The sequence below is a fragment of the Streptomyces ferrugineus genome (assembly GCF_015160855.1).
Taxonomy (GTDB): Bacteria; Actinomycetota; Actinomycetes; order Streptomycetales; family Streptomycetaceae; genus Streptomyces; species Streptomyces ferrugineus.
This window is the reverse complement of sequence record NZ_CP063373.1, coordinates 7,790,959-7,817,743: the sequence shown is the minus strand read 5'-3', so window position 1 is coordinate 7,817,743 and position 26,785 is coordinate 7,790,959. Positions and strand designations below refer to the sequence as shown.

Below are 26,785 nucleotides of genomic sequence, written 5' to 3'. Positions count from 1 at the left end.
TCACACGGAGTTCGTGGCGGCCCGGGATCGTATGTCCCGGGCCGCCTTCCATTGAGTGGGTTTACGGACGGTGATGTGTTGGGGCCCGCGCCCGTGCCGTAATCTCGAAGCCTGGAGCCCGCTGCTGACGGGACCGGACCTTGATCCACGACTTGGGGTTGCACAGCAGATGACTGCGATTTCTCTCGGCATGCCGTCCGTACCGACCAAGCTCGCCGAGCGCCGGAAGAGCCGTCAGATCCAGGTCGGATCGGTGCCGGTCGGCGGGGACGCGCCGGTGTCGGTGCAGTCGATGACGACGACGCGTACGTCGGACATCGGCGCCACGCTCCAGCAGATCGCCGAGCTCACGGCCTCCGGCTGCCAGATCGTGCGCGTGGCGTGCCCCACGCAGGACGACGCCGACGCCCTGTCGACGATCGCCCGCAAGTCCCAGATCCCGGTGATCGCGGACATCCACTTCCAGCCCAAGTACGTGTTCGCGGCCATCGAGGCCGGCTGCGCCGCGGTGCGTGTGAACCCCGGCAACATCAAGCAGTTCGACGACAAGGTCAAGGAGATCGCGCGCGCCGCGAAGGACCACGGCACCCCGATCCGCATCGGCGTCAACGCCGGTTCGCTGGACAAGCGCCTGCTGCAGAAGTACGGCAAGGCGACGCCGGAGGCCCTGGTCGAGTCGGCGCTGTGGGAGGCGTCCCTCTTCGAGGAGCACGACTTCCGGGACATCAAGATCTCGGTGAAGCACAACGACCCGGTCGTGATGATCGAGGCGTACAAGCAGCTCGCCGCCCAGTGCGACTACCCCCTGCACCTCGGGGTGACCGAGGCGGGCCCGGCGTTCCAGGGCACGATCAAGAGCGCGGTGGCGTTCGGCGCCCTCCTCTCGCAGGGCATCGGCGACACCATCCGCGTCTCCCTCTCGGCCCCGCCCGCCGAGGAGGTCAAGGTCGGCCTCCAGATCCTGGAGTCCCTGAACCTCAAGCAGCGCGGCCTGGAGATCGTCTCCTGCCCGTCCTGCGGCCGCGCCCAGGTCGACGTCTACAAGCTGGCCGAGGAGGTCACCGCGGGCCTGACCGGCATGGAGGTCCCCCTCCGCGTCGCCGTCATGGGCTGCGTCGTCAACGGCCCCGGCGAGGCCCGCGAGGCCGACCTGGGCGTCGCCTCCGGCAACGGCAAGGGCCAGATCTTCGTCAAGGGCGAGGTCATCAAGACCGTCCCCGAGTCCAAGATCGTAGAAACCCTCATCGAGGAGGCCATGAAGCTGGCCGAGCGGATGGAGGCGGACGGGGTGACGAGCGGGGAGCCGTCGGTCTCGGTGGCGGGCTGACAGCGCCCCAAAGGGGCGGGGCTGTATCGATATGCGGCTCCGCCGCGTGGGCGCGACCAGCCCCACACAACCCGCACTCGCACTCATACAGAACTCCCCGAGCTAGTAGGCGCAGGGCGGCAGGCCTCCGCATCCGCAGGTACAGTGCGGAAACCAGCAGTTCCCCCGGAGGGCCCCCGCACGTGTTGACCCAGACCACCTCACGGGTCCTCGAACCGAGTGACCTGGACGCCGCGCTCGCCGTGCTCGACCGCGAGCCGGTCGCGAACGCCTTCGTGACGTCCCGCGTCCAGGTCGCCGGCCTCGACCCCTGGCGCCTGGGCGGCGAGATGTGGGGCTGGTACGAGGACGGCATGCTGACGTCCCTGTGCTACGCGGGCGCCAACCTCGTCCCGATCTGTGCGACCCCCCGAGCGATCCGTGCCTTCGCCGACCGCGCCCGGCGCGCGGGCCGCCGCTGCTCCTCCATCGTCGGCCCCGCCGACGCCACCGCCCCGCTCTGGCGCCTGCTGGAACCCAGCTGGGGCCCGGCCCGTGAGGTCCGCCCCCACCAGCCCCTCATGGTCACCGACCACATGCCCGCCGACATCGCCCCGGATCCCTACGTCCGCCGCATCCGCAAGGACGAGATGGAGACGATCATGCCGGCGTGCGTGGCGATGTTCACCGAGGAGGTCGGCGTATCGCCCCTCGCGGGGGACGGCGGCCTCCTCTACCAGGCCCGGGTCGCCGAACTCGTCGGCTCCGGCCGCTCCTTCGCCCGCCTCGACCAGGACGGCAAGGTCGTCTTCAAGGCCGAGATCGGCGCCGCCACCGACCGCGCCTGCCAGATCCAGGGCGTCTGGGTGGCCCCCGAGTACCGGGGGCAGGGACTGGCCGCACCCGGCATGGCGGCGGTACTGCGCTACGCCCTGGCCGACGTGGCTCCCGTGGTGAGCCTGTACGTGAACGACTTCAACACGGCGGCGAGGCGGGCGTACCGCAGGGTGGGCTTCCAAGAGGTGGGCTCGTTCATGAGCATTCTGTTCTGACCTGACACCCTGTGGTCCCCTGTACGCTCCCCACATGCGCCTTCCCGGTCACGCACACCGCCGCACCCCCGACGACATCGTGATCGGCCCCCTCGACCTCCCGGCCCACGTCGACGAGGCGCTCGCCGTCCAGGCCGTGGCCTTCGGACTCGGCCCCGACGAGGTCGCCGTACGCCGTCAGATCGTGCTGCGCCACATGACCTACCCGGGAGCCAGGGCCCTCGGGGCGACCGCCGCGGGCATGCTCGTCGGATTCGTCTACGGCATGCCCAACGACCGTACCCACTGGTGGTCCACCGTCGTGGAGCCCTACCTCCGGTCCCAGGGCCACGACGACTGGCTCGACGACTCCTTCGTCATCACGGAGCTCCACGTCCACCCCCGCTACCAGAACCGGGGCATCGGCCGCTCCCTGATCACCACGATCACCGACAGCGCCGCCGAACCCCGCTCGATCCTCTCCGCGATCGACGTCGAGAGCCCCGCCCGCGGCCTCTATCGTTCGCTCGGCTACGTGGACCTCGCCCGCCAGGTCCTCTTCCCCAGCGCCCCGAAGCCGTATGCCGTGATGGGCGCCCCCTTGCCGCTCCGCCGCCGCTAACCGATTTCCACCGCCCCGTTCCCCCCGGCTAACCTCCTGCCATAACCCAAACCAGCAGGAGTACGAGAACCATGGCGAACGCACCGGTCCAGCGCATGTCCCAGTTGATGGCGAAGACGCTGCGCGACGACCCGGCGGACGCCGAGGTCCTCAGCCACAAATTGCTCGTCCGGGCCGGCTACGTCCGCCGCACCGCGGCCGGCATCTGGTCGTGGCTGCCCCTCGGCAAGCGGGTCCTCGCCAACGTGGAGCGCATCGTCCGCGAGGAGATGGACGCCATCGGCGCCCAGGAGGTGCTGCTCCCCGCGCTGCTGCCGCGCGAGCCGTACGACGCGACGGGCCGCTGGGACGAGTACGGCCAGGAGCTGTTCCGCCTCAAGGACCGCAAGGGCGGCGACTACCTGCTCGGCCCCACCCACGAGGAGATCTTCACCCTGCTGGTGAAGGACCAGGCGTCCTCCTACAAGGACATGCCGGTCATCCTCTACCAGATCCAGCACAAGTACCGCGACGAGGCCCGCCCGCGGGCCGGCATCCTGCGCGGCCGCGAGTTCCTGATGAAGGACTCCTACTCCTTCGACCTGGACGACGAGGGCCTCGACCGGTCCTACGCCCTGCACCGCCAGGCCTACCAGCGCGTCTTCGCCCGCCTCGGCCTCGACTACCGCATCTGCGCCGCGACCGCCGGCGCGATGGGCGGCTCCAAGTCGGAGGAGTTCCTCGCCCCGGCCGGCGCCGGCGAGGACACCTTCGCGGACTGCCCGAACTGCGACTTCGCGGCCAACACCGAGGCGATCTCCTACGAGCTGAAGCCGGTGGACGCCGAGGGCGTGCCCGCCCTCGAGGACATCCCGACCCCCGACACCCCCACCATCGAGACCCTCGCCGCCTCCCTCGGCGTCCCGGCCTCCGCCACCCTGAAGAACCTCCTGGTCAAGGTCGACGGCGAGATCGTCGCCGTCGGTGTCCCCGGTGACCGCGAGGTCGACATGGGCAAGGTCGAGGCGCACTTCGCCCCGGCGGTCGTCGAGATGGTCACCGAGGCGGACTTCGCGGGCCGCCCGGACCTGGTCCGCGGCTACGTCGGCCCGCAGGGCCTGGGCGAGAAGGTCAAGTACCTCGCCGACCCGCGCGTGGCCCCCGGCACCTCCTGGATCACCGGCGCGAACAAGGAGGGCATGCACGCGAAGAACGTCGTCGCGGGCCGTGACTTCGAGGTCGGCGCGTACGTCGACGTCGTGGTCGTGCAGGAGGGCGACCCCTGCCCGAACTGCGGCACCGGCCTCAAGCTGGACCGCGCCATCGAGATCGGCCACATCTTCCAGCTCGGCCGCAAGTACGCCGACGCCCTCAAGCTCGACGTCCTCGGCCAGAACGGCAAGCCGGTCCGCGTCACCATGGGCTCCTACGGCATCGGCGTCTCCCGCGCCGTCGCCGCCCTCGCCGAGCAGACCGCCGACGACAAGGGCCTGTGCTGGCCGGCCGAGGTCGCCCCGGCCGACGTCCACGTGGTCGCCGCGGGCAAGGCCCTGCAGACCGAACTCGCCCTCGACGTCTCCGAGAAGCTGTCCGCGGCCGGCCTGCGCGTCCTGTGCGACGACCGTGCGGGCGTCTCGCCGGGCGTGAAGTTCACCGACTCCGAGCTGATCGGCGTACCGCAGATCCTGGTGGCCGGGCGGCGCGCGGCCGAGGGCGTCGTCGAGCTGAAGGACCGCAGGACCGGCGAGCGCGAGGAGCTCACGGTCGACGAGGCGATCGCGCGCCTCACCGCATAGGACGGCCCCACGGTGCGGGTTCCGGTTCCGCCGGAGCCCGCACCGGCGTGCTCAGAGCCAGCCCGCGAACTCCAGCAACAGCTCGGCGTCCTGCGGCCGCCCGACCCTGCGCGCCCTGACTCCGGACTCCACGGCCCGGAACAGCGTCCAGCCCCGCAGCCGCTCCTGGTCGACGTCCAGCGACTCCGCGAGCCGCTTCACCCGCCGCCGGGTCGTCGCCGCGCCCGAGGGCTGGGCGATCAGATCCTCCACCCGGTCCCGCACCAGCCGCGCCAGGTCGAACGCGCACTCACCGACCACCGGATCCGGCCCCACCGCCAGCCACGGCATCCGCTCCCCGGAGAGCACCTTGCTCTGCCGGAACGTGCCGTGCAGCAGCCGGTGCTCGGGCGGTGCGGCCAGCAGCTCCGCACGGGCCGCGAGGGCGGCGTCCACCAGCGGGACCAGCTCGGCATCCGCCGACGCCGTCGCCCGCATCGCCGCGGCCTGCCGCCCGGTCCGCTCGGCCACGCTCTCGAAACGATGATCGGCAGGTGGCTCCACCCACAGCCGCCGCAACGTCCCCGCCGCCTCCAGCAGCGCCTTCGCCTCCGGCAACGACCGCACCGACAGATCCGGATGCAGCCGCTCCAGCAGCAGCACACCCTCGGTCACGACGGGTTCCAGCAGCTGTACGGCGCCCACCCCACCCCAGTGCGCCAGCGCCGCCCGCTCGCTCTCCGGACGGGCCCGGGGCGGGGCCAGCTTCAGTACGGCCGGGGTTCCGTCGGCGCGCCGGACGAGCACGACCATGCTGCTGCGGCCGCCCGGCACCTGCACCCGCTCAACGGTCAACTCGCGTAGCGCGACGGCCCGGCGGGCCGCCTCCGGCAGCTTCTCCAACCAGTCGTCACCTTCAGGTGCCGTCTCACCGAGCGCCCTGACCAGACGCCGCGGCGGTTCGAAAGCCATGCGCGAGTCGTTCCCTTCCCGTACTGCGGTACGTGTCCTCCTGCCCGCCTCAAGCGGTGGGCGCCGCCGAGGCCGACGCGGTGGCCGACCGCTCGGCGAGCCCAGGGAAGGCTACGCTCTCGCCCCGCCAGCGCACCGCCCGCACCGCGGCCTCCCGCAAGGCCTCAGCCGCCGTACCCCGTAGCCCACCCTCGGCCGCCCGCACCAAATCCGAGTACACCCCGGCCACCCGGTCCTCCAGTTCGGCGGCGAGCCGGACGGCCGCGGCCGAGTCCGGCACCGGGAACGGCAGCGCGTACGCGGCGCTCGCGGCGACCGGCTCCGCGCCCAGATCGCGTACCTCGCGCGCCAGCGTGTCCCGCCGCGCCCGGTGCGCCTGGTACGCCGCACGCGCCTCCGAGCGCTGTTTCTCGCCGATCCGGCCGCCGACCACGCCGTAGCCGTACACCGCCGCGTGCTCGGCGGAGAGCGCCGCCTGGAGCGCCGTCACCGTCGCCTTCCTCGCCGCGCCGCTCATTTGGCCCCCTCCGTCAGCAGATACGCGTGCACCGCCCCGGCCGCCGCCACGGAGGCCAGCAGCCGGGCCGGCTCGCCGGGCAGGTCGAGAAGCGTCTTCGCACGCCGGTCCGCGAGCGCTCGCTCGGCCGCCGCGAGCTCGGCCAGGGCGTCCCGCTCGTCCGCGGGAACGGGCGGCGTGGCCGACGAGGAGGCCGAGGGCGACGCCTTGCCGGCCTTCGGCGCCCCGGACGTCGTGGGAGAGCCGGCAGCCGGCCCGGGGGCGCCCTCGCCGAACGCCTCCGCGTGCCGTGCGGCCGCCGAGCGCAGCGGCCCCAGCAGCTCCGCCAGCGCGGGATGGGCGGCGAGCACGGCGTCGTAGCGCTCGATCAGGCCCGCGCTGTCCCGGGCCGCACGCGCGAGTGCCCGCTCGGTGAGCGACGGGCTGCCGCTCGTGGCGCCGCCCGAGTCGTCGGACGTGGAGGTGCAGCCCGCCAGCAGGGCCGCTCCGGCGGCCGAGGCGAGCAGGGTTCTTCTGCGCGGCCCCGAGGGGGAGCGCGGTGGCGAGGGGAACGGCACGGCAGACGTCCTCGGAGGGCTCGTACGAAAGCAGTTGCGAAAGCGGGTACGCAATCGGCGGACCGCAGACCTGTGATCACCGTACCCGCGCCCACGACCCGTACCACTCATCGGCACCGCTCACGCGCAGGTGGACGGCAACACCCCCCGCGACCCGATACCCTTTGACCAGACACGCGACCCATCCCACAACAGCACACGCGGCCGAGGAGTCACCCGGATGAGCACCACCCAGAGCGAGAGGCTGCGAGAACTTCTGGAACCGCTCGTCAGCTCACAGGGCCTCGATCTCGAAGAGATCGCAGTGGACTCCGTCGGACGCAAGCGCGTGCTGCGCGTCGTCGTCGACTCCGACACCGGGGCGGACCTGGACAGAATCGCCGATGTGAGCCGTGCGCTCTCGGCGAAGCTCGACGAGACGGACGCGATGGGCGAGGGCGAGTACACCCTCGAGGTCGGCACCCCGGGTGCGGAACGCCTCCTCACGGAGCACCGGCACTATCTGCGCGCCGTCGACCGGCTGGTCAGGTTCCAGCTGGCCGAGGGCGGTGAGCTGGTGGCCCGAATCCTGAAGGTCGACGACGAAGGCCTCGACCTCGAAGTGCCCGGAGTGAAGGGCCGCAAGGCCACCAGCCGCAGACTCGGCTTCCCCGACATCGCCAAGGCGCGCGTGCAGGTCGAGTTCGGCCGCAAGGACGGCAAGGACAGCAAGAACGAGAAGGAAGAGGAGGCGTAGCCGTGGACATCGACATGAGTGCCCTGCGGGGCTTGGTACGGGAGAAGGAGATCTCCTTCGACCTGCTGGTCGAGGCGATCGAGTCGGCCCTCCTCATCGCCTACCACCGCACCGAGGGAAGCCGCCGCCACGCGCGCGTGGAGCTGAACCGGGAGACCGGCCATGTGACCGTGTGGGCGAAGGAGGACCCCGAGGACCTTCAGGAGGGCCAGGAGGCCCGCGAGTTCGACGACACCCCGTCCGGCTTCGGCCGTATCGCCGCCACCACCGCCAAGCAGGTCATCCTGCAGCGGCTGCGCGACGCCGAGGACGACGCGACGCTCGGCGAGTACGCCGGCCGCGAGGGCGACATCGTCACCGGCGTGGTCCAGCAGGGCCGCGACCCGAAGAACGTGCTCGTGGACATCGGCAGGCTGGAGGCCATCCTGCCGGTGCAGGAGCAGGTCCCGGGCGAGACCTATCCGCACGGGATGCGGCTGCGGTCGTACGTCGTACGAGTGGCGAAGGGGGTCCGCGGTCCGTCCGTCACCCTCTCGCGCACCCACCCCAATCTGGTGAAGAAGCTCTTCGCGCTGGAGGTGCCGGAGATCGCCGACGGTTCGGTGGAGATCGCCGCCATCGCCCGTGAGGCAGGTCACCGCACCAAGATCGCCGTACGGTCCACCCGCAGCGGTCTGAACGCCAAGGGCGCCTGCATCGGCCCCATGGGCGGCCGGGTGCGCAATGTCATGGGCGAGCTGAACGGTGAGAAGATCGACATCGTCGACTGGTCGGACGACCCGGCCGAGATGGTGGCGAACGCGCTGTCCCCGGCCCGGGTCTCCAAGGTCGAGGTCGTGGACCTGGCGGCCCGCTCCGCGCGCGTGACCGTGCCCGACTACCAGCTGTCACTGGCGATCGGCAAGGAAGGGCAGAATGCCCGGCTCGCGGCCCGGCTCACCGGCTGGCGGATCGACATCCGTCCGGATACCGAGCAGGCCGGGGAATAGATCCAAGCCGCAGGGCGCTTAGATCACGTCAGGTTACTGAGCTGCAACTGTTCGAATCCTGCCCCAAAGGGGTGAGGTCGGTACGGGGAGGTAGACTTAAAGGTGTCTGGCCGGACACGCGCCCGCGCCTGCCCTGAACGTACCTGTGTGGGGTGCCGGGAGCGAGCGGCCAAGGCTGAACTGCTGCGGATCGTGGCGATCAAGGACGAGTGCGTCCCTGATCCAAGCGGTACGCTGCCCGGCCGGGGTGCGTATGTACACCCCGTTCTGGTCTGTTTCGACCAGGCGGTACGCCGCCGGGCGTTCACGCGGGCGTTGCGCGCCCCGGGAGCGCTCGACACAAAGGCGTTGCGCCGGTACGTCGAGCAGACAACAGTTGCTGAGCAGGCAACACCGTAAGAAGCGTCGTACGGAACCCCGTGCGGCCCTGGTACCTCGCGAGTCGGAAGTAGGTCGAGATTGCGATGAGCACTCGATGAGTACGCGATGAGTACGCCCATGAAGTAGCGACGGTCCGGCCGCAACCCGGACCTAAAAGGAGCGAAGTGGCTAAGGTCCGGGTATACGAACTCGCCAAGGAGTTCGGTGTGGAGAGCAAGGTCGTCATGGCCAAGCTCCAGGAACTCGGTGAATTCGTCCGTTCGGCGTCTTCAACCATCGAAGCGCCCGTTGTCCGCAAACTGACGGACGCCCTCCAGCAGGGCAACGGAGGCGGCAAGCCCGCCCCCGCCCGCAAGGCTGCCCCGGCGAAGCCGGCAGCCCCCTCTCCGGCGCAGGCTGCCCGTCCGGCACCGCCGCGCCCGCCGGCCCCCAAGCCGGCAGCCGCCGAGAAGCCCGCGGCTCCGGCCGCCCCGGCGACTCCCGGCCCCCGTCCCACTCCGGGCCCGAAGCCCGCGCCGCGGCCCGCCCCGGCGTCACCGGCTCCGACCTCGCCCGAGTTCACGGCACCCCCGTCGGCTCCCGCCGCCCCGGCCCAGGGCTCCGGCCCGCGTCCGGGCGCCCCGCGTCCCGGTGGCCAGGCTCCGCGTCCGGGTGCTCCGCGTCCCGGTGGTCAGGGCCGTGGTGACCGCGGTGACCGTCCCGGCGCTCCGCGTCCGGGTGGCGGCGCCCCGCGTCCCGGTGGCCGTCCGGCCGGTCCCCGTCCGGGCAACAACCCCTTCACCTCTGGTGGCTCCACCGGCATGGCGCGCCCGCAGGCGCCCCGTCCGGGTGGTGCTCCGCGTCCGGGCGGCCCCGGTGCCCCCGGCGGCGCCCCGCGTCCGCAGGGCCAGGGCGGTCCCCGTCCCCAGGGTGCGGCGGGCGGCCCTCGTCCGCAGGCGCCGGGCGGTTCCCGTCCGAGCCCGGGCTCGATGCCCCGTCCGCAGGGCGGCGGTCCGCGTCCCGGCGGCGGCCCCGGCGGTCCGCGTCCGAACCCCGGCATGATGCCGCAGCGTCCTGCTGCCGGCCCGCGTCCCGGCGGCGGTGGCCCCGGTGGCCGTGGTCCCGGTGGCGGCGGTCGTCCCGGTGGCGGCGGTCGCCCGGGTGGCGGCGGCGGCTTCGCCGGTCGTCCCGGCGGCGGTGGCGGCGGTTTCGCCGGCCGTCCCGGCGGTCCCGGTGGCGGTGGCGGCGGTTTCGCCGGCCGTCCGGGTGGTCCCGGTGGCGGCGGTGGCCGTCCCGGCTTCGGCGGCCGTCCCGGCGGTCCCGGTGGCCGTGGTGGCACGCAGGGTGCGTTCGGCCGTCCCGGCGGTCCGGCGCGTCGTGGCCGCAAGTCGAAGCGGCAGAGGCGCCAGGAGTACGAGGCCATGCAGGCCCCGTCGGTCGGCGGCGTGATGCTGCCTCGCGGCAACGGCGAGTCCATTCGCCTGTCGCGCGGTGCGTCGCTCACCGACTTCGCGGAGAAGATCAACGCCAACCCGGCGTCGCTCGTCGCGGTCATGATGAACCTCGGCGAGATGGTCACGGCCACGCAGTCCGTCTCCGACGAGACGCTGCAGCTCCTCGCCGACGAGATGAACTACACGGTTCAGATCGTCAGCCCCGAGGAGGAGGACCGTGAGCTGCTCGAGTCCTTCGACATCGAGTTCGGTGAGGACGAGGGCTCCGAGGAGGACCTGGTCGTCCGTCCGCCGGTCGTGACCGTCATGGGTCACGTCGACCACGGTAAGACCCGACTGCTCGACGCCATCCGCAAGACGAACGTCATCGCGGGCGAGGCCGGCGGCATCACCCAGCACATCGGTGCCTACCAGGTCGCGACCGAGGTCAACGACGAAGAGCGCAAGATCACCTTCATCGACACCCCGGGTCACGAGGCGTTCACCGCCATGCGTGCCCGTGGTGCGAAGTCGACCGACATCGCGATCCTGGTCGTCGCGGCCAACGACGGCGTCATGCCGCAGACGGTCGAGGCGCTCAACCACGCCAAGGCGGCCGACGTCCCGATCGTCGTCGCGGTCAACAAGATCGACGTCGAGGGCGCCGACCCGACCAAGGTGCGCGGTCAGCTCACCGAGTACGGGCTGGTGGCCGAGGAGTACGGCGGCGAGACGATGTTCGTCGACATCTCCGCCAAGCAGGGTCTGCACATCGACTCCCTGCTGGAGGCCGTGATCCTCACCGCCGACGCCTCGCTCGACCTGCGGGCCAACCCGAACCAGGACGCGCAGGGCATCTCGATCGAGTCCCGCCTCGACCGCGGCCGCGGTGCCGTGTCGACGGTCCTCGTCCAGCGAGGCACGCTGCGGGTCGGCGACACGATGGTCGTGGGCGACGCCTACGGCCGTGTGCGCGCCATGCACGACGACAACGGCAACAACGTCAGCGAGGCCGGCCCGTCGACGCCGGTTCAGGTCCTGGGCCTGACCAACGTCCCGGGTGCGGGCGACAACTTCCTCGTGGTCGAGGAGGACCGTACGGCCCGCCAGATCGCGGAGAAGCGCGCCGCTCGCGAGCGCAACGCGGCCTTCGCCAAGCGCACGCGCCGTGTGTCGCTGGAGGACCTGGACAAGGTGCTGAAGGCCGGCGAGGTCCAGCAGCTGAACCTGATCATCAAGGGCGACGCTTCTGGTTCCGTCGAGGCCCTGGAGTCCTCGCTGCTCCAGCTGGACGTCGGCGAAGAGGTCGACATCCGCGTCCTGCACCGCGGCGTCGGTGCGGTCACGGAGTCCGACATCGACCTGGCCATGGGTTCCGACGCCATCGTCATCGGCTTCAACGTCCGGGCAGCCGGCCGTGCGCAGCAGATGGCGGAGCGCGAGGGCGTGGACGTCCGGTACTACTCGGTCATCTACCAGGCGATCGAGGAGATCGAGGCGGCCCTCAAGGGCATGCTCAAGCCGGAGTACGAAGAGGTCGAGCTCGGTACGGCGGAGATCCGCGAGGTCTTCAAGTCGTCCAAGCTGGGCAACATCGCGGGTGTTCTCATCCGCTCCGGCGAGGTCAAGCGCAACACCAAGGCGCGCCTCATCCGCGACGGCAAGGTGGTCGCGGAGAACCTCAACATCGAGGGTCTGCGTCGCTTCAAGGACGACGTCACCGAGATCCGCGAAGGGTTCGAGGGCGGTATCAACCTCGGCAACTTCAACGACATCAAGGTCGACGACGTCATCGCGACGTACGAGATGCGCGAGAAGCCGCGGGCATAAGCAGCCGACGGTTCGTGCCGGCCGATGGGGCTTCGGTCCCGTCGGCCGGCACGCCGTTTGCCCACCGGTATTCGAGGCAGGCGCGTGAAGGTCTACGGAGCGTAATATCCGTCGATCGTCCCGCCCCCTTCGTTGTACGGTTCTGATGTCCCGCCCACGCAGACCGGCGGGGCCATCGATCCCGTACCGGCGGGTGAACCGGTTACACACATGTATGTGGGGACGCTGTCCTTCGACCTCCTCCTCGGCGACGTACGGTCGCTGAAGGAGAAGCGCTCCGTCGTCCGCCCGATCGTCGCCGAGCTCCAGCGCAAGTACGCGGTGAGCGCGGCCGAGGTGGACCACATGGACCTCTACCGGCGGGCCGAGATCGGGCTCGCCGTGGTGTCCGGCGACGCCGGGCACCTCACCGACGTACTGGACCGGTGCGAACGGCTGGTCGCCGGGCGTCCCGAAGTGGAACTGCTGTCGGTGCGGCGGCGTTTCCACGGTGACCACGACGACTGACGACCCACAGCCAAGAACGAGAAGAAGAAAGAACGGGAGACGGACCAGTGGCCGACAACGCGCGGGCGAAAAGGCTGGCGGACCTCATCCGAGAGGTGGTGGCCCAGAAGCTGCAGCGCGGGATCAAGGACCCGCGGCTCGGCTCGCACGTCACCATCACGGACACCCGCGTCACGGGTGACCTCCGGGAGGCGACCGTCTTCTACACGGTGTACGGCGACGACGAGGAGCGCGCGGCCGCGGCGGCCGGACTGGAGAGCGCCAAGGGCGTGCTCCGCTCCGCCGTCGGTGCGGCCGCGGGCGTGAAGTTCACGCCGACCCTCACCTTCGTCGCCGACGCCCTGCCCGACACGGCGCGCACCATCGAGGACCTCCTCGACAAGGCGCGCCAGTCCGACGAGAAGGTGCGCGAGGTGTCCGCGGGCGCGAAGTACGCCGGTGAGGCGGACCCGTACCGCAAGCCGGGCTCCGAGGACGAGACGGACGGCGACACCGCGGAATGACGCAGAAGCACACCACGCCCGACGGCCTTGTCATCGTCGACAAGCCGTCGGGCTTCACTTCGCACGACGTGGTCGCCAAGATGCGCGGCATCGCCCGCACCCGCCGCGTCGGGCACGCCGGAACCCTCGACCCCATGGCGACGGGCGTCCTCGTCCTCGGCGTCGAGAAGGCGACCAAGCTCCTCGGTCATCTGGCCCTGACCGAGAAGGAGTACCTGGGCACCATCCGCCTGGGCCAGACCACGATCACCGACGACGCCGAGGGCGAGATCACGGGGTCCACCGACGCCTCGAAGGTCACCCGCGAAGCCGTCGACGCCGGGATCGCCAAGCTGAGCGGCGACATCATGCAGGTGCCGTCCAAGGTCAGCGCCATCAAGATCGACGGGGTGCGCTCCTACAAGCGGGCGCGGGAGGGCGAGGAGTTCGAGATCCCGGCCCGGCCCGTCACCGTCTCCTCCTTCACCGTCTACGACGTCCGGGAGGCCGTCGCCGACGACGGCACCGCGGTGCTGGACCTGGTGGTGTCGGTGGTCTGCTCCTCCGGCACCTACATCCGCGCCCTCGCCCGTGACCTCGGTGCCGACCTCGGCGTCGGCGGCCACCTCACGGCGCTGCGCCGCACCCGCGTCGGGCCGTACAAGCTGGACTCGGCGAAGACGCTGGACCAGCTCCAGCAGGAGCTGACGGTGATGCCGATCGCCGAGGCCGCCGCGGCCGCGTTCCCGCGCTGGGACATCGACGCCCGGCGGGCCCGGTTGCTCACCAACGGGGTGCGGCTCGACATGCCCGACGAGTACGCCGGATCCGGTCCCGTCGCCGTCTTCGACCCCGAGGGCCGCTTCCTGGCGCTCGTGGAGCAGCACAAGGGCAAGGCCAAGAGCCTGGCCGTGTTCGGCTGAGGCCGGCTTCTTCCGGGGGCCTGCCCGTGGAGCGGCGGTCACGGGGTCGTCCTTGTGCCCGCCGCTCCACGGTCCCCCCTCGGTTCCCCCACCTCTAGGGTGTATCCAACGACCCCCGCCTGTTCACCCGTCCGGGCAGGCGCTCGGAGTGAACCGAGGGAGCGGAAGGGGGCGCGTTCGCCAAGCGATCTGTCCCGCTGATCACATCACGCCTACCGTCGGACAAAGGGCACGGGCGAATGGGCGTACGGGCGCATGGCGGGGAGGTTCGACAATGGCGGGACGGGGCCCGCGGGCGGGCGGCGTCCGACGGACGCCGGAGGGGACGCGGTACGACGGTGACCGGCCCGGGACGGACCCCGGCCCACAGGACGCACGCCGCTCGGAGCCACACGACGCGGCCCTGGTCCGCATCCACGATCCGGCCGGTCGCCCCCGCGGCCTCGGCTTCGTCGCCGATCACCACGGCACCGTCGTCACCTGCCACGAGGTCGTCGACGGACTGCCCCAACTGGTCCTGCTCGCGGCGGCGGGCGACCGGAGCTGTGTGGTGCCGGCGAGTGCGGTGACCCCCTTGCCCGGGCTGGACCTGGCCCTCGTACGCACCGAGGGACTGGGCGTGGACCCCTTGCCGGTGACCGTGCGGGAGCGGATCGAGACCGGTGCGTATGTGCGGATCCCCGCCGGTGGCTGGCGGGAGGCGCGGGTGCTCGGCCCGGCGTCCGTGCCGTACACGGCGACCGACCGCGTCCACGTGCTCGACGACGCCCTGGAGCTGGCCGTCGGTACGACCGGCCGGGACGCGCTGCGGCTCGGCGGAGGGGCCGCCGGGGGACCCGTGCTCGACGCCGGGACCGGCACCGTCGTCGGCGTCCTGGGCACCGCACTGCAGTCCGGCCGACGCGACGCCGCGTTCGCCGTGCCGCTGGGGGGTGCGTTGAAAGTCCCGCACCGCACCCGTAGCGCTCAGCAGGCACCCTCGCCGCACCGGCCAGAGGCCCAAGTAGCTCCGCCCCCACTCTCGGCTTCGCCCGAGCGGGGCGAAGACCCCCATCGAGAGTCAACGCACCCCCTACCGCTGACGGACGGGCCGCTGGCCGAGCTGCTCGCCGAGAACGCGGCCACGGTGCCCGCGTACGGCGCCGACCTGAACCCGGCGGGCGTCCTGGAGCTGACGGCCACCTCGGTGGGGCAGGACGGTCCGCCGGGGGCGCTGGCGGGGGATGCGGGGACGGGGGCCGTGGCTCCGGTCGAACGGGCCGCCACGGCAAGGGAGTTCGACAGCTTCACCGACAGCGGGGCCTCGGTGCTCGCCCTCGTCGGGCCACCGGGCAGCGGCCGTACGACGGAACTCGCGGCCCTCGCCGCCCGCCGCAACCGCGGCCCGACGCCGGCCCCCACGCTGTGGCTGCGCGGCGCCGACCTGAAGGACGGCGACGCCTCGGTCGCGGACGCGGCGCGCCGTGCGCTGGCGAGGGCCGCCCGGATCGTGGCGGCCTCGTCCGGCCTCACCACCCTGGGCGACACGACCCCCGAGCGACTGGCCCACCTCGCCCACCGCACCGGCCGCCCCCTCCTGCTCCTCCTGGACGGCCCCGAGGAGATGCCTCCCGTACTGGCCCACCGACTCACCGAGTGGACGGACGGCACGGCGCAGTGGCTGCGGGAGACGGGGGCGCGGTTGGTGGTGGCGTGCCGCGCGGAGTACTGGGAGGGGGCGGGGGCGGAGTTTCCGGAGGACGTGCTGTACAGCGCCCCGGCCGGTCTGGGGGAGTTCGAGGACGAGGCCGTCCAGGCCGACGGTGGCGAGTTCCGGCGGCTGCCGCCCTGCGTACCGCTCGACGACCTCACCCCCGACGAGGCCCACCAGGCCCGCGCCCGCTACGGCATCCCGGAAGGCGCCCTCGCCGACCCCGACGCCCGGCATCCGCTCACCCTCCGCCTCCTCTCCGAGGTGCGCGCCGCCCTCCCCGCCACGCCGGCCCCCGGCCGGGTCGACCGCGACGACGTCCTCTCCGCCCACCTCGACCTGATGTGCCTGCGCATCGCCGTCCGCCTCGCCGCCGAGAACGGCCTGCGCGGCACCGCCGTACGCCGTCTCGCCGCCAAGGTCTCCGGCCAGGTCCACGAAGCCGCCCGCCGCAGCCTCGGACCGGGCCAGGGCGAGCTGGACCGCGCGTCCTTCGAGGCCGTGTTCCCCTGGGGCCCCGCGCCCGCGACGCTCGGCGGCGGCACCGGCTGGGCGTCCGCCGTCCTCACCGAGGGCCTCCTCGTCCCCGCCGGCAACGGCTACCGCTTCGCCCACGAGGAGCTCGCCGACTGGATCCAGGGCATGCACCTAGACCTCGACGAGGCCCTGCACGCCCTGGTCCACCGCCGCCGCACCCACCCCGACGCCGCGCACCCCCTGCCCGTGCCGCACCACCGCATCGGCCCCGTCGTCCAGGCGCTCCTGCTCCTCCCACGGCACCACGGCACCTGCCAACTCACCCGTCGGCTGGAGGAGTTGGTCCACGCGCTGGACGCCGACCGGCACTCCTGGTGGGCCGGCCGGCTGCTCGCCGAGACCCTGCTGCGGGTCCCCGACGCGACGCCGTACCAGGACGTGCTGCACGTCCTCACCGACCGGATCGTGGCCTGGCGCCGGCACCGGCGCTCCGTGCCCCCCGAGTTCGGCCCCGGCTTCTGGACCACGCTGCCGCTGCCGGACGCCGAGCGCCTCGACCTGCTCCGCCGCCTCGTCCTGGCCGACGGCCCGCCGACCGACGCCGACGAACCCGCCCACCCCCGGTACCTGGACGCCGTCGCCCGCCTCCTCGCCGACGACCCCACCGCCGTACAACGCCACCTCACCCGCTGGTTCGACGACGACCGCCCGCTGCCCGCCACCCCGCACGCGACCGTCGCCCGCGCCGCCCAGGCCCTGCTGCACACGCATCGCCACCGCGCCCTCGACGACCTCACCGAGACGCTCGTCGACAGCGCGCACCGCAAGGCCGACGAACTCCTCGCCGTGCTGGCCGAGGAGGAGACGTCCGCCATCTGCCGGGCCGTCGACCGCTGGGCGCACGACGAACGGCCCGGGCGACGCGTCGCCGCGATGGCCTACGGGCTGCGCGTCGCGGCGCACGTCCGTACCGAGGCCGACCGCGAGCTGCTGCGCTACGCCGCCCTCGCCCTGCTCGCCCGCCCGGACGACCGCACCCTGCACGGCGGCGCGCTCGCCCTCCTCGTACGCGATCCCCGCACGCGGGCCCTCCATCTCCCGCAGGCGCTGGCCCACTTCGCGGCCGCCGACCCGCAGCTCCCGGCCAGTGCCCTGGTCGCCGCCCTGGCCACCCACACCGAACCGGTCCTCGAGGCCTTCCGCGCCCGGCTGAGCCGACCCGGCGCCTCGGACGCGCTGCGCACCCTCGCCGACGTCACCACGCCCGCGCTCGCCCGCCGCGTCGCCGCCCTCGTCCAGGAGGCGGCGCGGCGCCAACCGGAGACCGCGGCCGACCTGGCCGCCTACGTCGACCGGCGCCTCGACCAGGGACCGAGCGCCCGAGCCGTACTCCTCCCGCTGGTCACCGGCCTGCTGGACGGCGGCACGGACCATGTGCGGGCCGCCCTCGCCGCCGTACTCGCCACGCCCGGAACGCCCGCCTCCCGCCCCCTGCGCCGCGAACTCCGCGAGTTCCTGCTCGCCCACGAACACGCCCCCGCCGTCCTGGACGCCTTCCTGCACGCCACCGTGCGGGAAGGCGGCGACCGGGCGGACGACGACCTGCGCGGCCTCGTCCACCACACCGGGCTGCTGCTCGTGCGCACCCCGGACGGCGCGGCCCGCTTCGACCGCGGCCTGGTCGACCTGGGCCGCCACGTCCCCGGCTTCGCCGCACGGGTCGCCGGCTGGCTCACCGACACCCCGCAGGAGTGGTCGGCCGTGGTGGGCCCGAGCACCCGCCGGATGATCGAGAACCTGGCCGGCGTACGAGTTCCCGCCTGAGCAGCGCTTTGGTACGTGCACCCGGTCACAGCGCCGATGCCGATGCGGGACGGGGGCGCCCGGCATGGCACCCTTAGACCTTGCGTATGAGCGTTAAGGGCGTCTGAGGCACACACGGACAGACGGACGCGGGTTCGATTCGACTCGACGAGTTTGCGACAAGGAGCAGGCACAGTGCAGCGCTGGCGTGGCTTGGAGGACATCCCCCAGGACTGGGGGCGCAGCGTCGTCACCATCGGCTCCTACGACGGAGTGCACCGCGGACACCAGCTGATCATCCGGCACGCCGTGGACCGGGCCCGGGAGCTGGGCGTCCCCGCGGTCGTCGTCACCTTCGACCCGCACCCCAGCGAGGTCGTCCGCCCCGGCAGCCATCCGCCCCTGCTCGCCCCGCACCACCGCCGCGCCGACCTGATGGCCGACCTGGGCGTGGACGCGGTGCTGATCCTCCCCTTCACCACCGAGTTCTCGAAGCTGTCGCCGGCCGAGTTCGTGGTCAAGGTCCTGGTCGACAAGCTGCACGCCAAGGCGGTCGTCGAGGGCCCGAACTTCCGCTTCGGACACCGCGCCGCGGGCGACGTCGAGTTCCTCGCCGAGCAGGGCAAGATCTACGACTTCGAGGTCGAGGTCGTCGACCTGTACGTGACCGGAGAGGCGGGCGGCGGCGAGCCGTTCTCCTCCACGCTGACCCGGCGCCTGGTCGCCGAGGGCGACGTCAGGGGCGCCGCCGAGATCCTGGGCCGCCCGCACCGCGTCGAGGGCGTCGTCGTACGGGGCGCGCAGCGCGGTCGGGAGCTCGGCTTCCCGACCGCCAACGTCGAGACGCTGCCGCACACCGCCATCCCCGCCGACGGCGTCTACGCCGGCTGGCTGCACGCCCAGGGCGAGGCGATGCCGGCCGCGATCTCCGTCGGCACCAACCCGCAGTTCGACGGCACGGAGCGCACGGTGGAGGCGTACGCCATCGACCGGGTCGGGCTCGATCTGTACGGGCTGCATGTGGCCGTCGACTTCCTCGCCTACGTCCGCGGGCAGGAGAAGTTCGAGTCGCTGGACGCGCTGCTGGAGGAGATGGCGCGGGACGTGCGGCGCTGCCGTGAGCTGATCGAGGACGCGGGCTGAGGCGTACGGCGACTCGGGACCCACCGCGACGAAGGGCCGGCACCGTGAGGGTGCCGGCCCTTTCGTCTTGCCCGCCCGTCCGCTACTGGGTCCAGCCGGGCGGTACGGAGCCCTGCTGGCCCTGCTGGCCCTGCTGCGGATCCTGCGGTGGCGCCGGCTGCTGCCAGCCCTGGCCCGGTGCGGGCTGCTGCGGCGCCTGCTGGCCCCAGCCCTGACCCGGCTGCGGCTGGGCGTAGGGCTGCTGCTGGGCCTGCTGCTGCGGGGCCGGGTAGCCCTGCTGCGGCGCCTGCTGCTGCGGGTACTGCATGTTCGGGTTGCCGAAGCCCTGCTGGGTACGGGCGATGTCCTCGGCGATGAGCGCCGCGAGGTCGAAGTAGGCCTCGCGGGTCTTGGGACGCATCATGTCGAGGTCGACCTCGGCGCCCGCCGCGAGGTGCTCGTCGAAGGGGATCACGACGACACCGCGGCAACGGGTCTCGAAGTGCGCGACGATGTCCTCCACCTTGATCATCTTGCCCGTCTCACGGACACCGGAGATCACGGTGACCGACCGCTGGACGAGATCGGCGAAGCCGTTCGCCGACAGCCAGTCGAGCGTCGTCGAGGCGCTGCTCGCACCGTCCACCGACGGGGTGGAGATGATGATCAGCTGGTCGGCGAGGTCCAGCACACCGCGCATCGCGCTGTAGAGCAGACCGGTACCGGAGTCCGTGAGGATGATCGGGTACTGGCGGCCCAGCACGTCGAGCGCGCTGCGGTAGTCCTGGTCGTTGAAGGTGGTGGAGACCGCCGGGTCCACGTCGTTGGCGATGATCTCGAGGCCCGAGGGCGCCTGCGAGGTGAAGCGGCGGATGTCCATGTAGCTGTTGAGCTGTGGGATCGCCTGCACCAGGTCACGGATGGTGGCGCCGGTCTCGCGCCGCACCCGTCGGCCGAGGGTGCCGGCGTCCGGGTTGGCGTCGATCGCCAGGATCTTGTCCTGCCGCTCGGTGGCGAGCGTGGCGCCCAGCGACATGGTCGTCGTGGTCTTGCCGACGCCGCCCTTGAGGCTGATGACCGCGATCCGGTAGCAGGACATCACCGGCGTACGGATCAGACCCAGCTTCCGCTCCCGCTCCGCCTGCTCCTTCTTGGCGCCGAGCTTGAAGCGCGAGGGGCCCTGGTTGTTCTTACGGGCCTTCGGCTGGTTGCGCAGCAGTCGGTCCGAGGACAGCTCCACGGCCGCGTTGTAGCCGAGCGGGGTGCCGGGCGCGGCTTGCTGCTGCTGGGGCGCACCGGGGCCGGCCTGCGGGCCGGGCGGGGCGCTCCAGCCCTGGTTGCCGTAGGCGGCGGGGTTCTGCTGGGCCGGGGGCTGTTGCTGTGGCGGCTGCGGCTGTTGCTGCGGCGGCTGCGGCTGCGGCTGTTGCTGGGCCGGCGGCTGTTGCTGGGGGGCCTGCGGATGGGGGGCCTGCTGCTGGGGCTGGGCGGCCTGGGGGTAGCCGTAGCCGCCCTGCTGGGGCGGGTAGCCGTAACCGGGCTGCGGCCCGGGCTGCTGGGCCTGGGGCTGCGGCTGGCCCTGCTGGGGCTGGCCGGGGTGCTGCTGCGCCGGCTGCTGCGGGTAGCCGTACCCGGCGGCCGGTGGCTGCTGCGGCTGCGCGGGCTGCTGCGGCTGCGCCGGAGGCTGTGGCTGGCGCGGGTCGACCGGCGCGGGCTGGCCGGGCTGCGCGGGGTGTCCGGGCTGCGCGGAGTATCCGGGCTGCGCGGGGTGTCCGGGCTGCGGCTGGGCCGGGCCGAACCCGCCCTGCGCCGGGGCCTGGTGCGCGGGCTGACCGGTCTGGTCGGGGGCCTGGCCCTGGGGGTAGCCGTAGCCGGGGGCCTGACCGGCGGCGGCCGCGGCCTGCGGGTCCGGGTGCCCTGCCTGCTGCGGTGCACCCTGAGCGGGGTGCGCGGGCGCGAAGCCCTGGGGCAGCGGGGGGAGCGCCTGGTCGGCCTGCGGCGGCGGGGGCACCTGGCCCGTGGGCTGCGGCTGCGGCTGCGGCGGGGTGGGGGCCTGGGCCTGCGGCGGCTGGCCCTGTGCCGTGGGCGGGGTCATGGGTGCGTCGGGCATCGGGGCCGCCTGAGCCTCCGGCTCCGCTTCCGGCGTCGCCGGTGCGGCGGCGTCGGGCTCGTCGGCCTGGGCCGGCGCCGGCTCGTCGCCCTCCGCGACGGACACGGACCCGGTGGCGTCACCCGGCTCCGGCTCGTCGGCGAGCTCCTCCTCGGGCTCGTCGTCATCGCCGCCGAAAAGCCGCGCCGCCTCCGCGTCGGCGGCGGCGTGGTTCAGCTCGGCCTCCGGCTGCTCCGCCACCGGCTGGGCGGGGGCGGGCTGTTCGGGGGCGGGCACCGCCGGGACACCGGCCGGCGGGGTGGCGGTCGGGGCGGGGGCGGCGGCCTGGGCGGCCTGTGTGTCCTCGTCGACCGGGCGCAGCACGGGGAAGCCGGGCGCGGCGGGTGCGGCCGACGGCGGCTGGGCGGGTGCGGCGGGTGCGGGGGCGGCCGGAGCGGCGGCCGGTGGCTGGGCAGGTGTCTGGTGCTGGGCAGGTGTCTGGTGCTGAGCCGGAGTCTGCTGCTGGGGGTAGCCGTATCCGCCCGAGGCGTCCGGGTTCTGCTGCGGATAGCCGTAGCCACCCGAAGTGTCCTGGTTCTGCTGGGGTGTTCCGAACCCGCCGGAGGTGTCCTGGCCCGGCTGCGGGGCACCGGCGCCCGTCTGCTGCGGGTAGCCGTACCCGCCGGCCGTGGGGGCGCCACCCTGCGCGGACTGCTGCTGCGGGAAGCCGTAGCCACCCGCGGCGGGGTTCTGCTGGTTCGTGGGCGTGCCCTGGGCCGGAGTCTGCTGAGGCGGCTGAACCGGCTGGGAGGGCTGTGCGGGCTGCTGCTGCGGCGCACCAGGGGCCTGCGGCTGCGCCGGTGCGGGCGGCTGCTGCGCGGGACTCTGGGACGCGGGAACGCCGGGTGGCCCGGTGGGCGACCCGATCGGTGGTCCGGTCGGGGGTGGTGGTGAGGACTGGCCGGAGTCCTGCTGTCCGCCTTGCGTGCTTTGGGCGTACCAGGCGGGAGGTGTGTAGACGATTTCGAACTCGCCGGTGAGATCCACCTCGTGATCGTCCCCGTCCGAGGAAGGGCTCCCGCCGTTGTACTCGGACCGATCCCTGTTCACTGCTTGCCTCCTGGTCAGCCACTGCTGCTGAGCTGGTCGTCGTCGCGGCCGGGCGGACCGAGTGGCGAGTCCCACGCGACTGCGATCGTCACCGCACCACCAGAAGCCTAATCACTCGCATGGCGGGACGGAAAAGCCCCCATGGGCGCGGACGGTATAGCCCCGGGTGCGGTGACGGAAGAGCCTCATGGGTGGCGACGGAACGCCCCCTGGGCGCGGCCCTGTTCAGGTCCGTTCGGCCCCGATCGGGTCCGCACCCGGCGACGACGACGCGTCAGTCCATGCGGCGGGCCACGCCGAGCAGGCCCGTCTCCGCATCGGTGGGCTCGGTCATCACGAACTTCTGGTGCTTGCGGGTGCACCACAGGGCCACCCCGTCGTGCAGGGTCGGCAGATGCTGGAGCTGGTCCTCGGGGATGCCCAGCGTGTCGCGTACGGCCTCGGTCTCGAAGGGCGAGATCCGCTGGATCCCCACCAGATGGGCCTGCGCCAGCCAGCGCGGCGCGTGCTCGCTGACGAAGGGCAGCACCGTCACCACAGACTGCCACGGCACGGACGTCACCCGACCGCGCGGCGGGCGGATACCGCAGTCCCGGAACAGCACGACCGGACTCGACACGGACGGCCCCTGCGCGGGCACGCGTCCCACCGGATAGACGGTCACACACTGCTGGCCACCGCCCGCCGCCTGCGCCAACTGCTGCCAGGCCTGCGGACGGCCGGTCTCGACGCCGACGCGCGCTCCCGTCGCCGCGGCGCGCAGCGCCAGCACCTGGGCGAGCCACAGACCGCCCACGAGCACGACGTCGAAGGGAGTCGGCCGGGCCAGCCCGAGCACGGCCGGCTGCGACTCCGGGTCGGTGCCGATGATCACGCCGTCGTCACCGAGCGGCATGCTGATCGCCGCGAGCTCGTCGGCGGTGACGACATGGCGGTTGCGGCGCGGGCCGCGCAGCCCGAACCCGGGGCTGAAGATGCGGCGTTGCTGCTGCTGGGGGTCCGGCTGCCGGATGATCGGGATCATGCCGGTGTCGGTGGGCGAGGCCACATGGGCCGGGGTACGTCCGGGGGCGCGGCCCTGCTGTCCCGGGGGCATCGTCGGGGCGGGGTGGGACATCAGTACGTACCTCCGAGCGGCAGAGTGGCGAGGGCGCCGGGGACCTGCTCCCGGTCGAGACGGACCAGGCCGACCTTCGAGGCACTCGCGGCCCGCTCCAACTCACGCCCCACCTGGCCGAGTTCACTGTCGCCGCGGGCGGTGACACGGATGTGGCCGGTGAGCGAGACACCCCGGTTCCCGGCCTTGCTCAGGGTCATGCTGAACGTCGTGGCGAGCACCGGCAGCGAGGTGAACCGCGTCACCAGCTCGGGCAGCGCCGCGCCGCCGCTGCCCAACTGCGGCCAGCGGGAGACCCAGTACGTGGTGTGCCACCGGTCGTCGACCCGCCAGGTCCGCACCGCCTCGACCGTACGGCGCTGGGTGCGCCCGTCCTGGCCGTGCTGCGCGTTGGCGCGCGGGTTCAGACAGGAGGACGTGGCGAGGGCCTGCACCAGCTCGCTCTCGTCCAGGATGGTCGCCTTGAAACCCGCCCCGGCGAGCCGGCTCGCCAACTGGTCGGCCACGCGCAGCAGCGCGCGCTGGGCACCGGGAACGCCGTCGCCGCGAGCCTGCACCGCCTCCGGGCACAGCTCCGGGTCGAGCTTGAGCGCGACCCAGGTGAGCCGCAGCGCGGGAGAACCGGCCTGCGCCTGCAGGGGGCCGTACGACCGCGCGGCGAGCGACTGCTGCGGCAGGTGCGGCGCGGGCGCCGGCTGGGTGTGCTGCACCACCTGGACGGAGGCGAGCCGGATCCCGTCGACCTCCAGGGCGTCCTGGATCAGCCGAAGCGGCAGCTGCCGCCCGGCGGCACCGGGGCGCAGGGGCTGGTCGCCGGGCTGGACGAAGAGGACGGCGGTCAGGAAGGTCCCGTCGCCGATCATGCCGATCGACCGGTCGTCACGGGAGACGAAGGAATACGTCCGCAACGCGGGGTCGCACTCCACCACGGGGACCAACATCGCGTCGGTACCGGGCGGAACGGGTGTCTTGGCATCACGCCGACGCTGCCTGAGCGCCCGCGTCGTCTCGTACCACTCGGGCAGCGGACGACGCCCCCGGCGCAGTACGGCCATCAGGAGCAGCAGCGCCGCCACGGCGCCGGCCGGGGCCAGCAGCCAGGACGCGTCGGCGGCCCAGGCGACCAGCATCACGGCGGCCGCGAGCTCCACCAGGATGAGCTGCTGCAGCCGCACCGGGCCCAGACCGCCCGGCCGGGGCAGCGTGCGAGGCGATGCGGCGACGGGTGCGGCCGGAGCGCCCGAGGTACGTCTGCCGCCGCCCGGACCTCCCTGTTGCTGCTGTGCGCGGCGTGCGCGCCGGGTGCTCGTAGCGCTGCTCATCCCCCGGGACATCCCTTTCGCGAAGTAAGTGGCCGTTCGCCGGGCCCACATCGTCAGTCACCGTCAATGCGAGTGGCTCACGGTACCCGCTGCGGAACGCGAGGCGACACAGGGGACACCGAAACCCCAGGTGACCAGCCTTTCACGGACGGGGCCCACGTGGTGGAGCGCTGTCGTGAAGCTCTGTGAAGATGCGGGGGCGGCCGCGCACCTGATGAATCGCCTTCGCGTGGCGCAGGGCATAGTAGGTGCCAGGTTGATGCCTGCGCGGCCGAAGTGGCCCTTGGTGCACGGTCGAAGCGCGGATGTAGCGTCGCAATCGCGATTGAGCATGACAAACGGGAGAAACGGGGACCATGGCAAAGCAGCGTCGGGACGAGCTCGCCGCCTACACCTTCGCTCGCAAGCGCACCGTCGCGGCGTTCCTCGCGCCGTCGCCCGGCGGCTCGGAGGAAGGCGCGCCGCGTCCGGTCCGTACGGTGATGCCCAGCCTCGCGGTGGGCGTGGTGCTGGTGATCGGCTTCATCGCGTGGGGCGTCATCAAGCCCACCGCACCCAAGGGCTGGGACACCCCGGGCGAGCACATCATCGTGGACAGCGACTCCACGACCCGCTACGTCGTCCTCGACCCGAACCCGAAGGACAGCAAGGTGGAGAAGGTCCTCCACCCCGTCCTCAACTACGCCTCCGCCAAGCTGCTGCTCGACAAGGGCAAGGGCAGCGTCCTCGAGGTCCCCGGCAAGGAGATCGACAAGAGCGGCATCCGGCACGGCGCGACGATCGGCATCCCCTACGCCCCCGACCGCCTGCCCTCCAAGGAGGACGCGGAGAAGGCGAAGACCTGGGCGGTGTGCGAGCGCCCGGCCTCGGGCTCGCAGAGCGCCATCGACCGCGCCGTCTTCGTGTTCGACGCCGACGACGCCAAGTCGGTGACGAACTCCGGGAAGGTCGACTCCCGTGAGGCCCTGTACGTCGAGGACACCAGGACCGAGAAGCGGTACCTGGTGGACGGCCGGGGCACCCGCTTCCAGCTGGGCGGCGACTCGGGCCTCGACGACGTCGCCATGGAGCAGCTGCGCTCCGCCGTCATCGGCAGCAGCACCACGGCCGTGCCGCAGCCGGTGAGCCAGGAGTGGCTGAACACCCTCAACAAGGGCACGGACATCACCTTCCCGACGGTCCCGGAGGAGGACTCACCGACCGAGGTCCAGGGACTCCCCGGCGTGACCACGGTGGGCCAGGTGCTCAGGGCGCAGGACGCCCAGGGCGAGCAGTTCTACGTCGTCCTCAAGGACAAGGTCGCCGCGGTCACGCCGTTCGTCGCCAACCTGCTGTTCGCGCGGGACGGGGTCAACCCCATCAAGGTGAGCACCCCGCAGATCGTCGCTGCCAACAAGGGCGGGGCGACGCGCTTCTACGCCGACACCGGCTGGCCCGAGTCCGTCCCGCGGCAGGCCAACGCCGCGGCCACGACGTCCAGCGAGGCCGGCGTCACCTCGTGCAGCGTCTACAAGGGCGGCTTCGGCCCGGACAAGAAGCCGCAACTAGCCGCCTGGGCCGGAACGAACTACCCCAAGAAGGTCATCACCGACTCCCTGAGCGCCTACGTCTCGTCCGGCTCGGGCCTGCTCTTCCAGGAGGTCACGGGTGCGGCCGGAGGCGGCGGCGCGGTGTACCTGCTGACCGACACGGGCCTGCGGTACTCGCTGCCGGCGAGCAACGACAGCGAGGCGGAGGGCGGCGGCTCGTCCTCGTCCTCGTCGGAGGGCGGAACGGCGCAGGGCGAGGCGAGCGAAACGGACAAGGCGCGTACGCGCCTCGGATACGAGGACCTGTCGAACCCCGCGATCGTGCCGCAGACGTGGGCGACGTTCATCCCGAAGGGTCCGACTCTGAACACCACGAGCGCGTCACAGCCGCAGAGCCAGTGACCGGTCAACGGGCGTACCGGCACGGGCACTTGAGAGTAAGACGGACGCACGGGTCACAGGTTCATCGCCCAAGTGTGTGAGCCGTGTAACTGATTGGCCGTGCCTGTG

At 72.5% G+C, this 26,785-nt stretch carries 20 protein-coding genes; 14 read left to right on the top strand and 6 right to left on the bottom strand.

Features of this window, described 5'->3' with window-relative positions:
• The first annotated feature begins 169 nt into the window (after positions 1–169).
• From ispG to IM697_RS34810, 4 genes are all read left to right on the top strand, one after another.
• Positions 170–1,327 carry a flavodoxin-dependent (E)-4-hydroxy-3-methylbut-2-enyl-diphosphate synthase gene (gene ispG / locus IM697_RS34825; protein WP_194040064.1) on the top strand — a complete coding sequence of 386 codons (1,158 nt, stop codon included), beginning with the start codon at positions 170–172 and terminating at the stop codon, positions 1,325–1,327.
• 182 nt (positions 1,328–1,509) lie between these two features.
• Positions 1,510–2,358: a GNAT family N-acetyltransferase gene (locus IM697_RS34820; protein WP_194040063.1), complete on the top strand. Its 849-nt coding sequence runs from the start codon at positions 1,510–1,512 to the stop codon at positions 2,356–2,358.
• 34 nt (positions 2,359–2,392) lie between these two features.
• Complete coding sequence (locus IM697_RS34815; protein ID WP_194040062.1) at positions 2,393–2,959, top strand: GNAT family N-acetyltransferase; 567 nt, start codon at positions 2,393–2,395, stop codon at positions 2,957–2,959.
• 71 nt (positions 2,960–3,030) lie between these two features.
• Positions 3,031–4,734 (top strand): proline--tRNA ligase, encoded by a 1,704-nt coding sequence (locus tag IM697_RS34810; protein WP_194040061.1) that lies wholly within the window; start codon positions 3,031–3,033, stop codon positions 4,732–4,734.
• A 51-nt stretch (positions 4,735–4,785) separates the two neighbouring features.
• Here the strand turns inward: IM697_RS34810 and IM697_RS34805 are convergent, their stop codons facing one another.
• The 3 genes from IM697_RS34805 to IM697_RS34795 are packed head-to-tail and all read right to left on the bottom strand — an operon-like array spanning position 4,786 to position 6,759.
• Complete coding sequence (locus tag IM697_RS34805) at positions 4,786–5,685, bottom strand: aminoglycoside phosphotransferase family protein (protein WP_194040060.1); 900 nt, start codon at positions 5,683–5,685, stop codon at positions 4,786–4,788.
• Positions 5,686–5,734: 49 nt separating this feature from the next.
• Positions 5,735–6,202, bottom strand: a complete 468-nt coding sequence (locus IM697_RS34800; protein WP_194040059.1) for a ferritin-like domain-containing protein — start codon at positions 6,200–6,202, stop codon at positions 5,735–5,737.
• Positions 6,199–6,759 carry a hypothetical protein gene (locus IM697_RS34795; protein WP_194040058.1) on the bottom strand — a complete coding sequence of 187 codons (561 nt, stop codon included), beginning with the start codon at positions 6,757–6,759 and terminating at the stop codon, positions 6,199–6,201. Before IM697_RS34795 ends, IM697_RS34800 begins: the two co-directional genes overlap by 4 nt.
• 220 nt (positions 6,760–6,979) lie before the next feature.
• On the opposite strand from IM697_RS34795, the gene rimP reads away from it, so the two are divergent.
• From rimP to IM697_RS34750, 9 genes are all read left to right on the top strand, one after another.
• Positions 6,980–7,495, top strand: coding sequence for a ribosome maturation factor RimP (gene rimP / locus IM697_RS34790; RefSeq protein ID WP_194040057.1), 516 nt, complete (start codon positions 6,980–6,982; stop codon positions 7,493–7,495).
• 2 nt (positions 7,496–7,497) lie between these two features.
• Positions 7,498–8,484 (top strand): transcription termination factor NusA, encoded by a 987-nt coding sequence (gene nusA / locus IM697_RS34785; RefSeq protein WP_194040056.1) that lies wholly within the window; start codon positions 7,498–7,500, stop codon positions 8,482–8,484.
• A gap of 102 nt (positions 8,485–8,586) precedes the next feature.
• Positions 8,587–8,883 carry a YlxR family protein gene (locus IM697_RS34780; protein WP_194040055.1) on the top strand — a complete coding sequence of 99 codons (297 nt, stop codon included), beginning with the start codon at positions 8,587–8,589 and terminating at the stop codon, positions 8,881–8,883.
• Between the two features lie 146 nt (positions 8,884–9,029).
• On the top strand, positions 9,030–12,107 hold the full coding sequence (gene infB, locus IM697_RS34775; protein ID WP_194040054.1) for a translation initiation factor IF-2: 3,078 nt from the start codon (positions 9,030–9,032) through the stop codon (positions 12,105–12,107).
• 210 nt (positions 12,108–12,317) lie between these two features.
• On the top strand, positions 12,318–12,614 hold the full coding sequence (locus IM697_RS34770) for a DUF503 domain-containing protein (RefSeq protein WP_194040053.1): 297 nt from the start codon (positions 12,318–12,320) through the stop codon (positions 12,612–12,614).
• A 47-nt stretch (positions 12,615–12,661) separates the two neighbouring features.
• Positions 12,662–13,117: a 30S ribosome-binding factor RbfA gene (rbfA, locus tag IM697_RS34765; protein ID WP_194040052.1), complete on the top strand. Its 456-nt coding sequence runs from the start codon at positions 12,662–12,664 to the stop codon at positions 13,115–13,117.
• The gene (truB, locus tag IM697_RS34760; protein ID WP_194040051.1) at positions 13,114–14,019 is read left to right on the top strand and encodes a tRNA pseudouridine(55) synthase TruB; all 906 of its coding nucleotides are present in this window, start codon (positions 13,114–13,116) and stop codon (positions 14,017–14,019) included. The genes rbfA and truB overlap by 4 nt, the downstream gene beginning before the upstream one ends.
• 274 nt (positions 14,020–14,293) lie before the next feature.
• Positions 14,294–18,010, top strand: a complete 3,717-nt coding sequence (locus tag IM697_RS34755) for a trypsin-like peptidase domain-containing protein (RefSeq protein ID WP_228044296.1) — start codon at positions 14,294–14,296, stop codon at positions 18,008–18,010.
• Positions 18,011–18,184: 174 nt separating this feature from the next.
• On the top strand, positions 18,185–19,132 hold the full coding sequence (locus IM697_RS34750) for a bifunctional riboflavin kinase/FAD synthetase (protein WP_194040050.1): 948 nt from the start codon (positions 18,185–18,187) through the stop codon (positions 19,130–19,132).
• A gap of 82 nt (positions 19,133–19,214) precedes the next feature.
• Here the strand turns inward: IM697_RS34750 and IM697_RS34745 are convergent, their stop codons facing one another.
• From IM697_RS34745 to eccE, 3 genes are all read right to left on the bottom strand, one after another.
• The gene (locus IM697_RS34745; protein ID WP_194040049.1) at positions 19,215–22,307 is read right to left on the bottom strand and encodes an SCO5717 family growth-regulating ATPase; all 3,093 of its coding nucleotides are present in this window, start codon (positions 22,305–22,307) and stop codon (positions 19,215–19,217) included.
• 274 nt (positions 22,308–22,581) lie between these two features.
• Positions 22,582–23,424, bottom strand: coding sequence for a hypothetical protein (locus IM697_RS34740; RefSeq protein WP_194040048.1), 843 nt, complete (start codon positions 23,422–23,424; stop codon positions 22,582–22,584).
• Positions 23,424–24,746: a type VII secretion protein EccE gene (gene eccE, locus IM697_RS34735; protein ID WP_194040047.1), complete on the bottom strand. Its 1,323-nt coding sequence runs from the start codon at positions 24,744–24,746 to the stop codon at positions 23,424–23,426. Before eccE ends, IM697_RS34740 begins: the two co-directional genes overlap by 1 nt.
• Before the next feature lie 356 nt (positions 24,747–25,102).
• Between eccE and eccB the strand changes: the two genes are divergently transcribed.
• Positions 25,103–26,677: a type VII secretion protein EccB gene (gene eccB / locus IM697_RS34730; RefSeq protein ID WP_194040046.1), complete on the top strand. Its 1,575-nt coding sequence runs from the start codon at positions 25,103–25,105 to the stop codon at positions 26,675–26,677.
• Positions 26,678–26,785: the final 108 nt, after the last annotated feature.

Bases quoted from the DNA above. Each gene is read 5' to 3' on its own strand.
- eccE (WP_194040047.1), bottom strand. From the start codon at position 24,746: ATGAGCAGCGCTACGAGCACCCGGCGCGCACGCCGCGCACAGCAGCAA.
- truB (WP_194040051.1), top strand. From the start codon at position 13,114: ATGACGCAGAAGCACACCACGCCCGACGGCCTTGTCATCGTCGACAAG.
- ispG (WP_194040064.1), top strand. From the start codon at position 170: ATGACTGCGATTTCTCTCGGCATGCCGTCCGTACCGACCAAGCTCGCC.
- IM697_RS34755 (WP_228044296.1), top strand. From the start codon at position 14,294: ATGGCGGGACGGGGCCCGCGGGCGGGCGGCGTCCGACGGACGCCGGAG.
- IM697_RS34770 (WP_194040053.1), top strand. From the start codon at position 12,318: ATGTATGTGGGGACGCTGTCCTTCGACCTCCTCCTCGGCGACGTACGG.
- IM697_RS34810 (WP_194040061.1), top strand. From the start codon at position 3,031: ATGGCGAACGCACCGGTCCAGCGCATGTCCCAGTTGATGGCGAAGACG.
- IM697_RS34805 (WP_194040060.1), bottom strand. From the start codon at position 5,685: ATGGCTTTCGAACCGCCGCGGCGTCTGGTCAGGGCGCTCGGTGAGACG.
- eccB (WP_194040046.1), top strand. From the start codon at position 25,103: ATGGCAAAGCAGCGTCGGGACGAGCTCGCCGCCTACACCTTCGCTCGC.
- IM697_RS34740 (WP_194040048.1), bottom strand. From the start codon at position 23,424: ATGTCCCACCCCGCCCCGACGATGCCCCCGGGACAGCAGGGCCGCGCC.
- IM697_RS34800 (WP_194040059.1), bottom strand. From the start codon at position 6,202: ATGAGCGGCGCGGCGAGGAAGGCGACGGTGACGGCGCTCCAGGCGGCG.
- rimP (WP_194040057.1), top strand. From the start codon at position 6,980: ATGAGCACCACCCAGAGCGAGAGGCTGCGAGAACTTCTGGAACCGCTC.
- IM697_RS34815 (WP_194040062.1), top strand. From the start codon at position 2,393: ATGCGCCTTCCCGGTCACGCACACCGCCGCACCCCCGACGACATCGTG.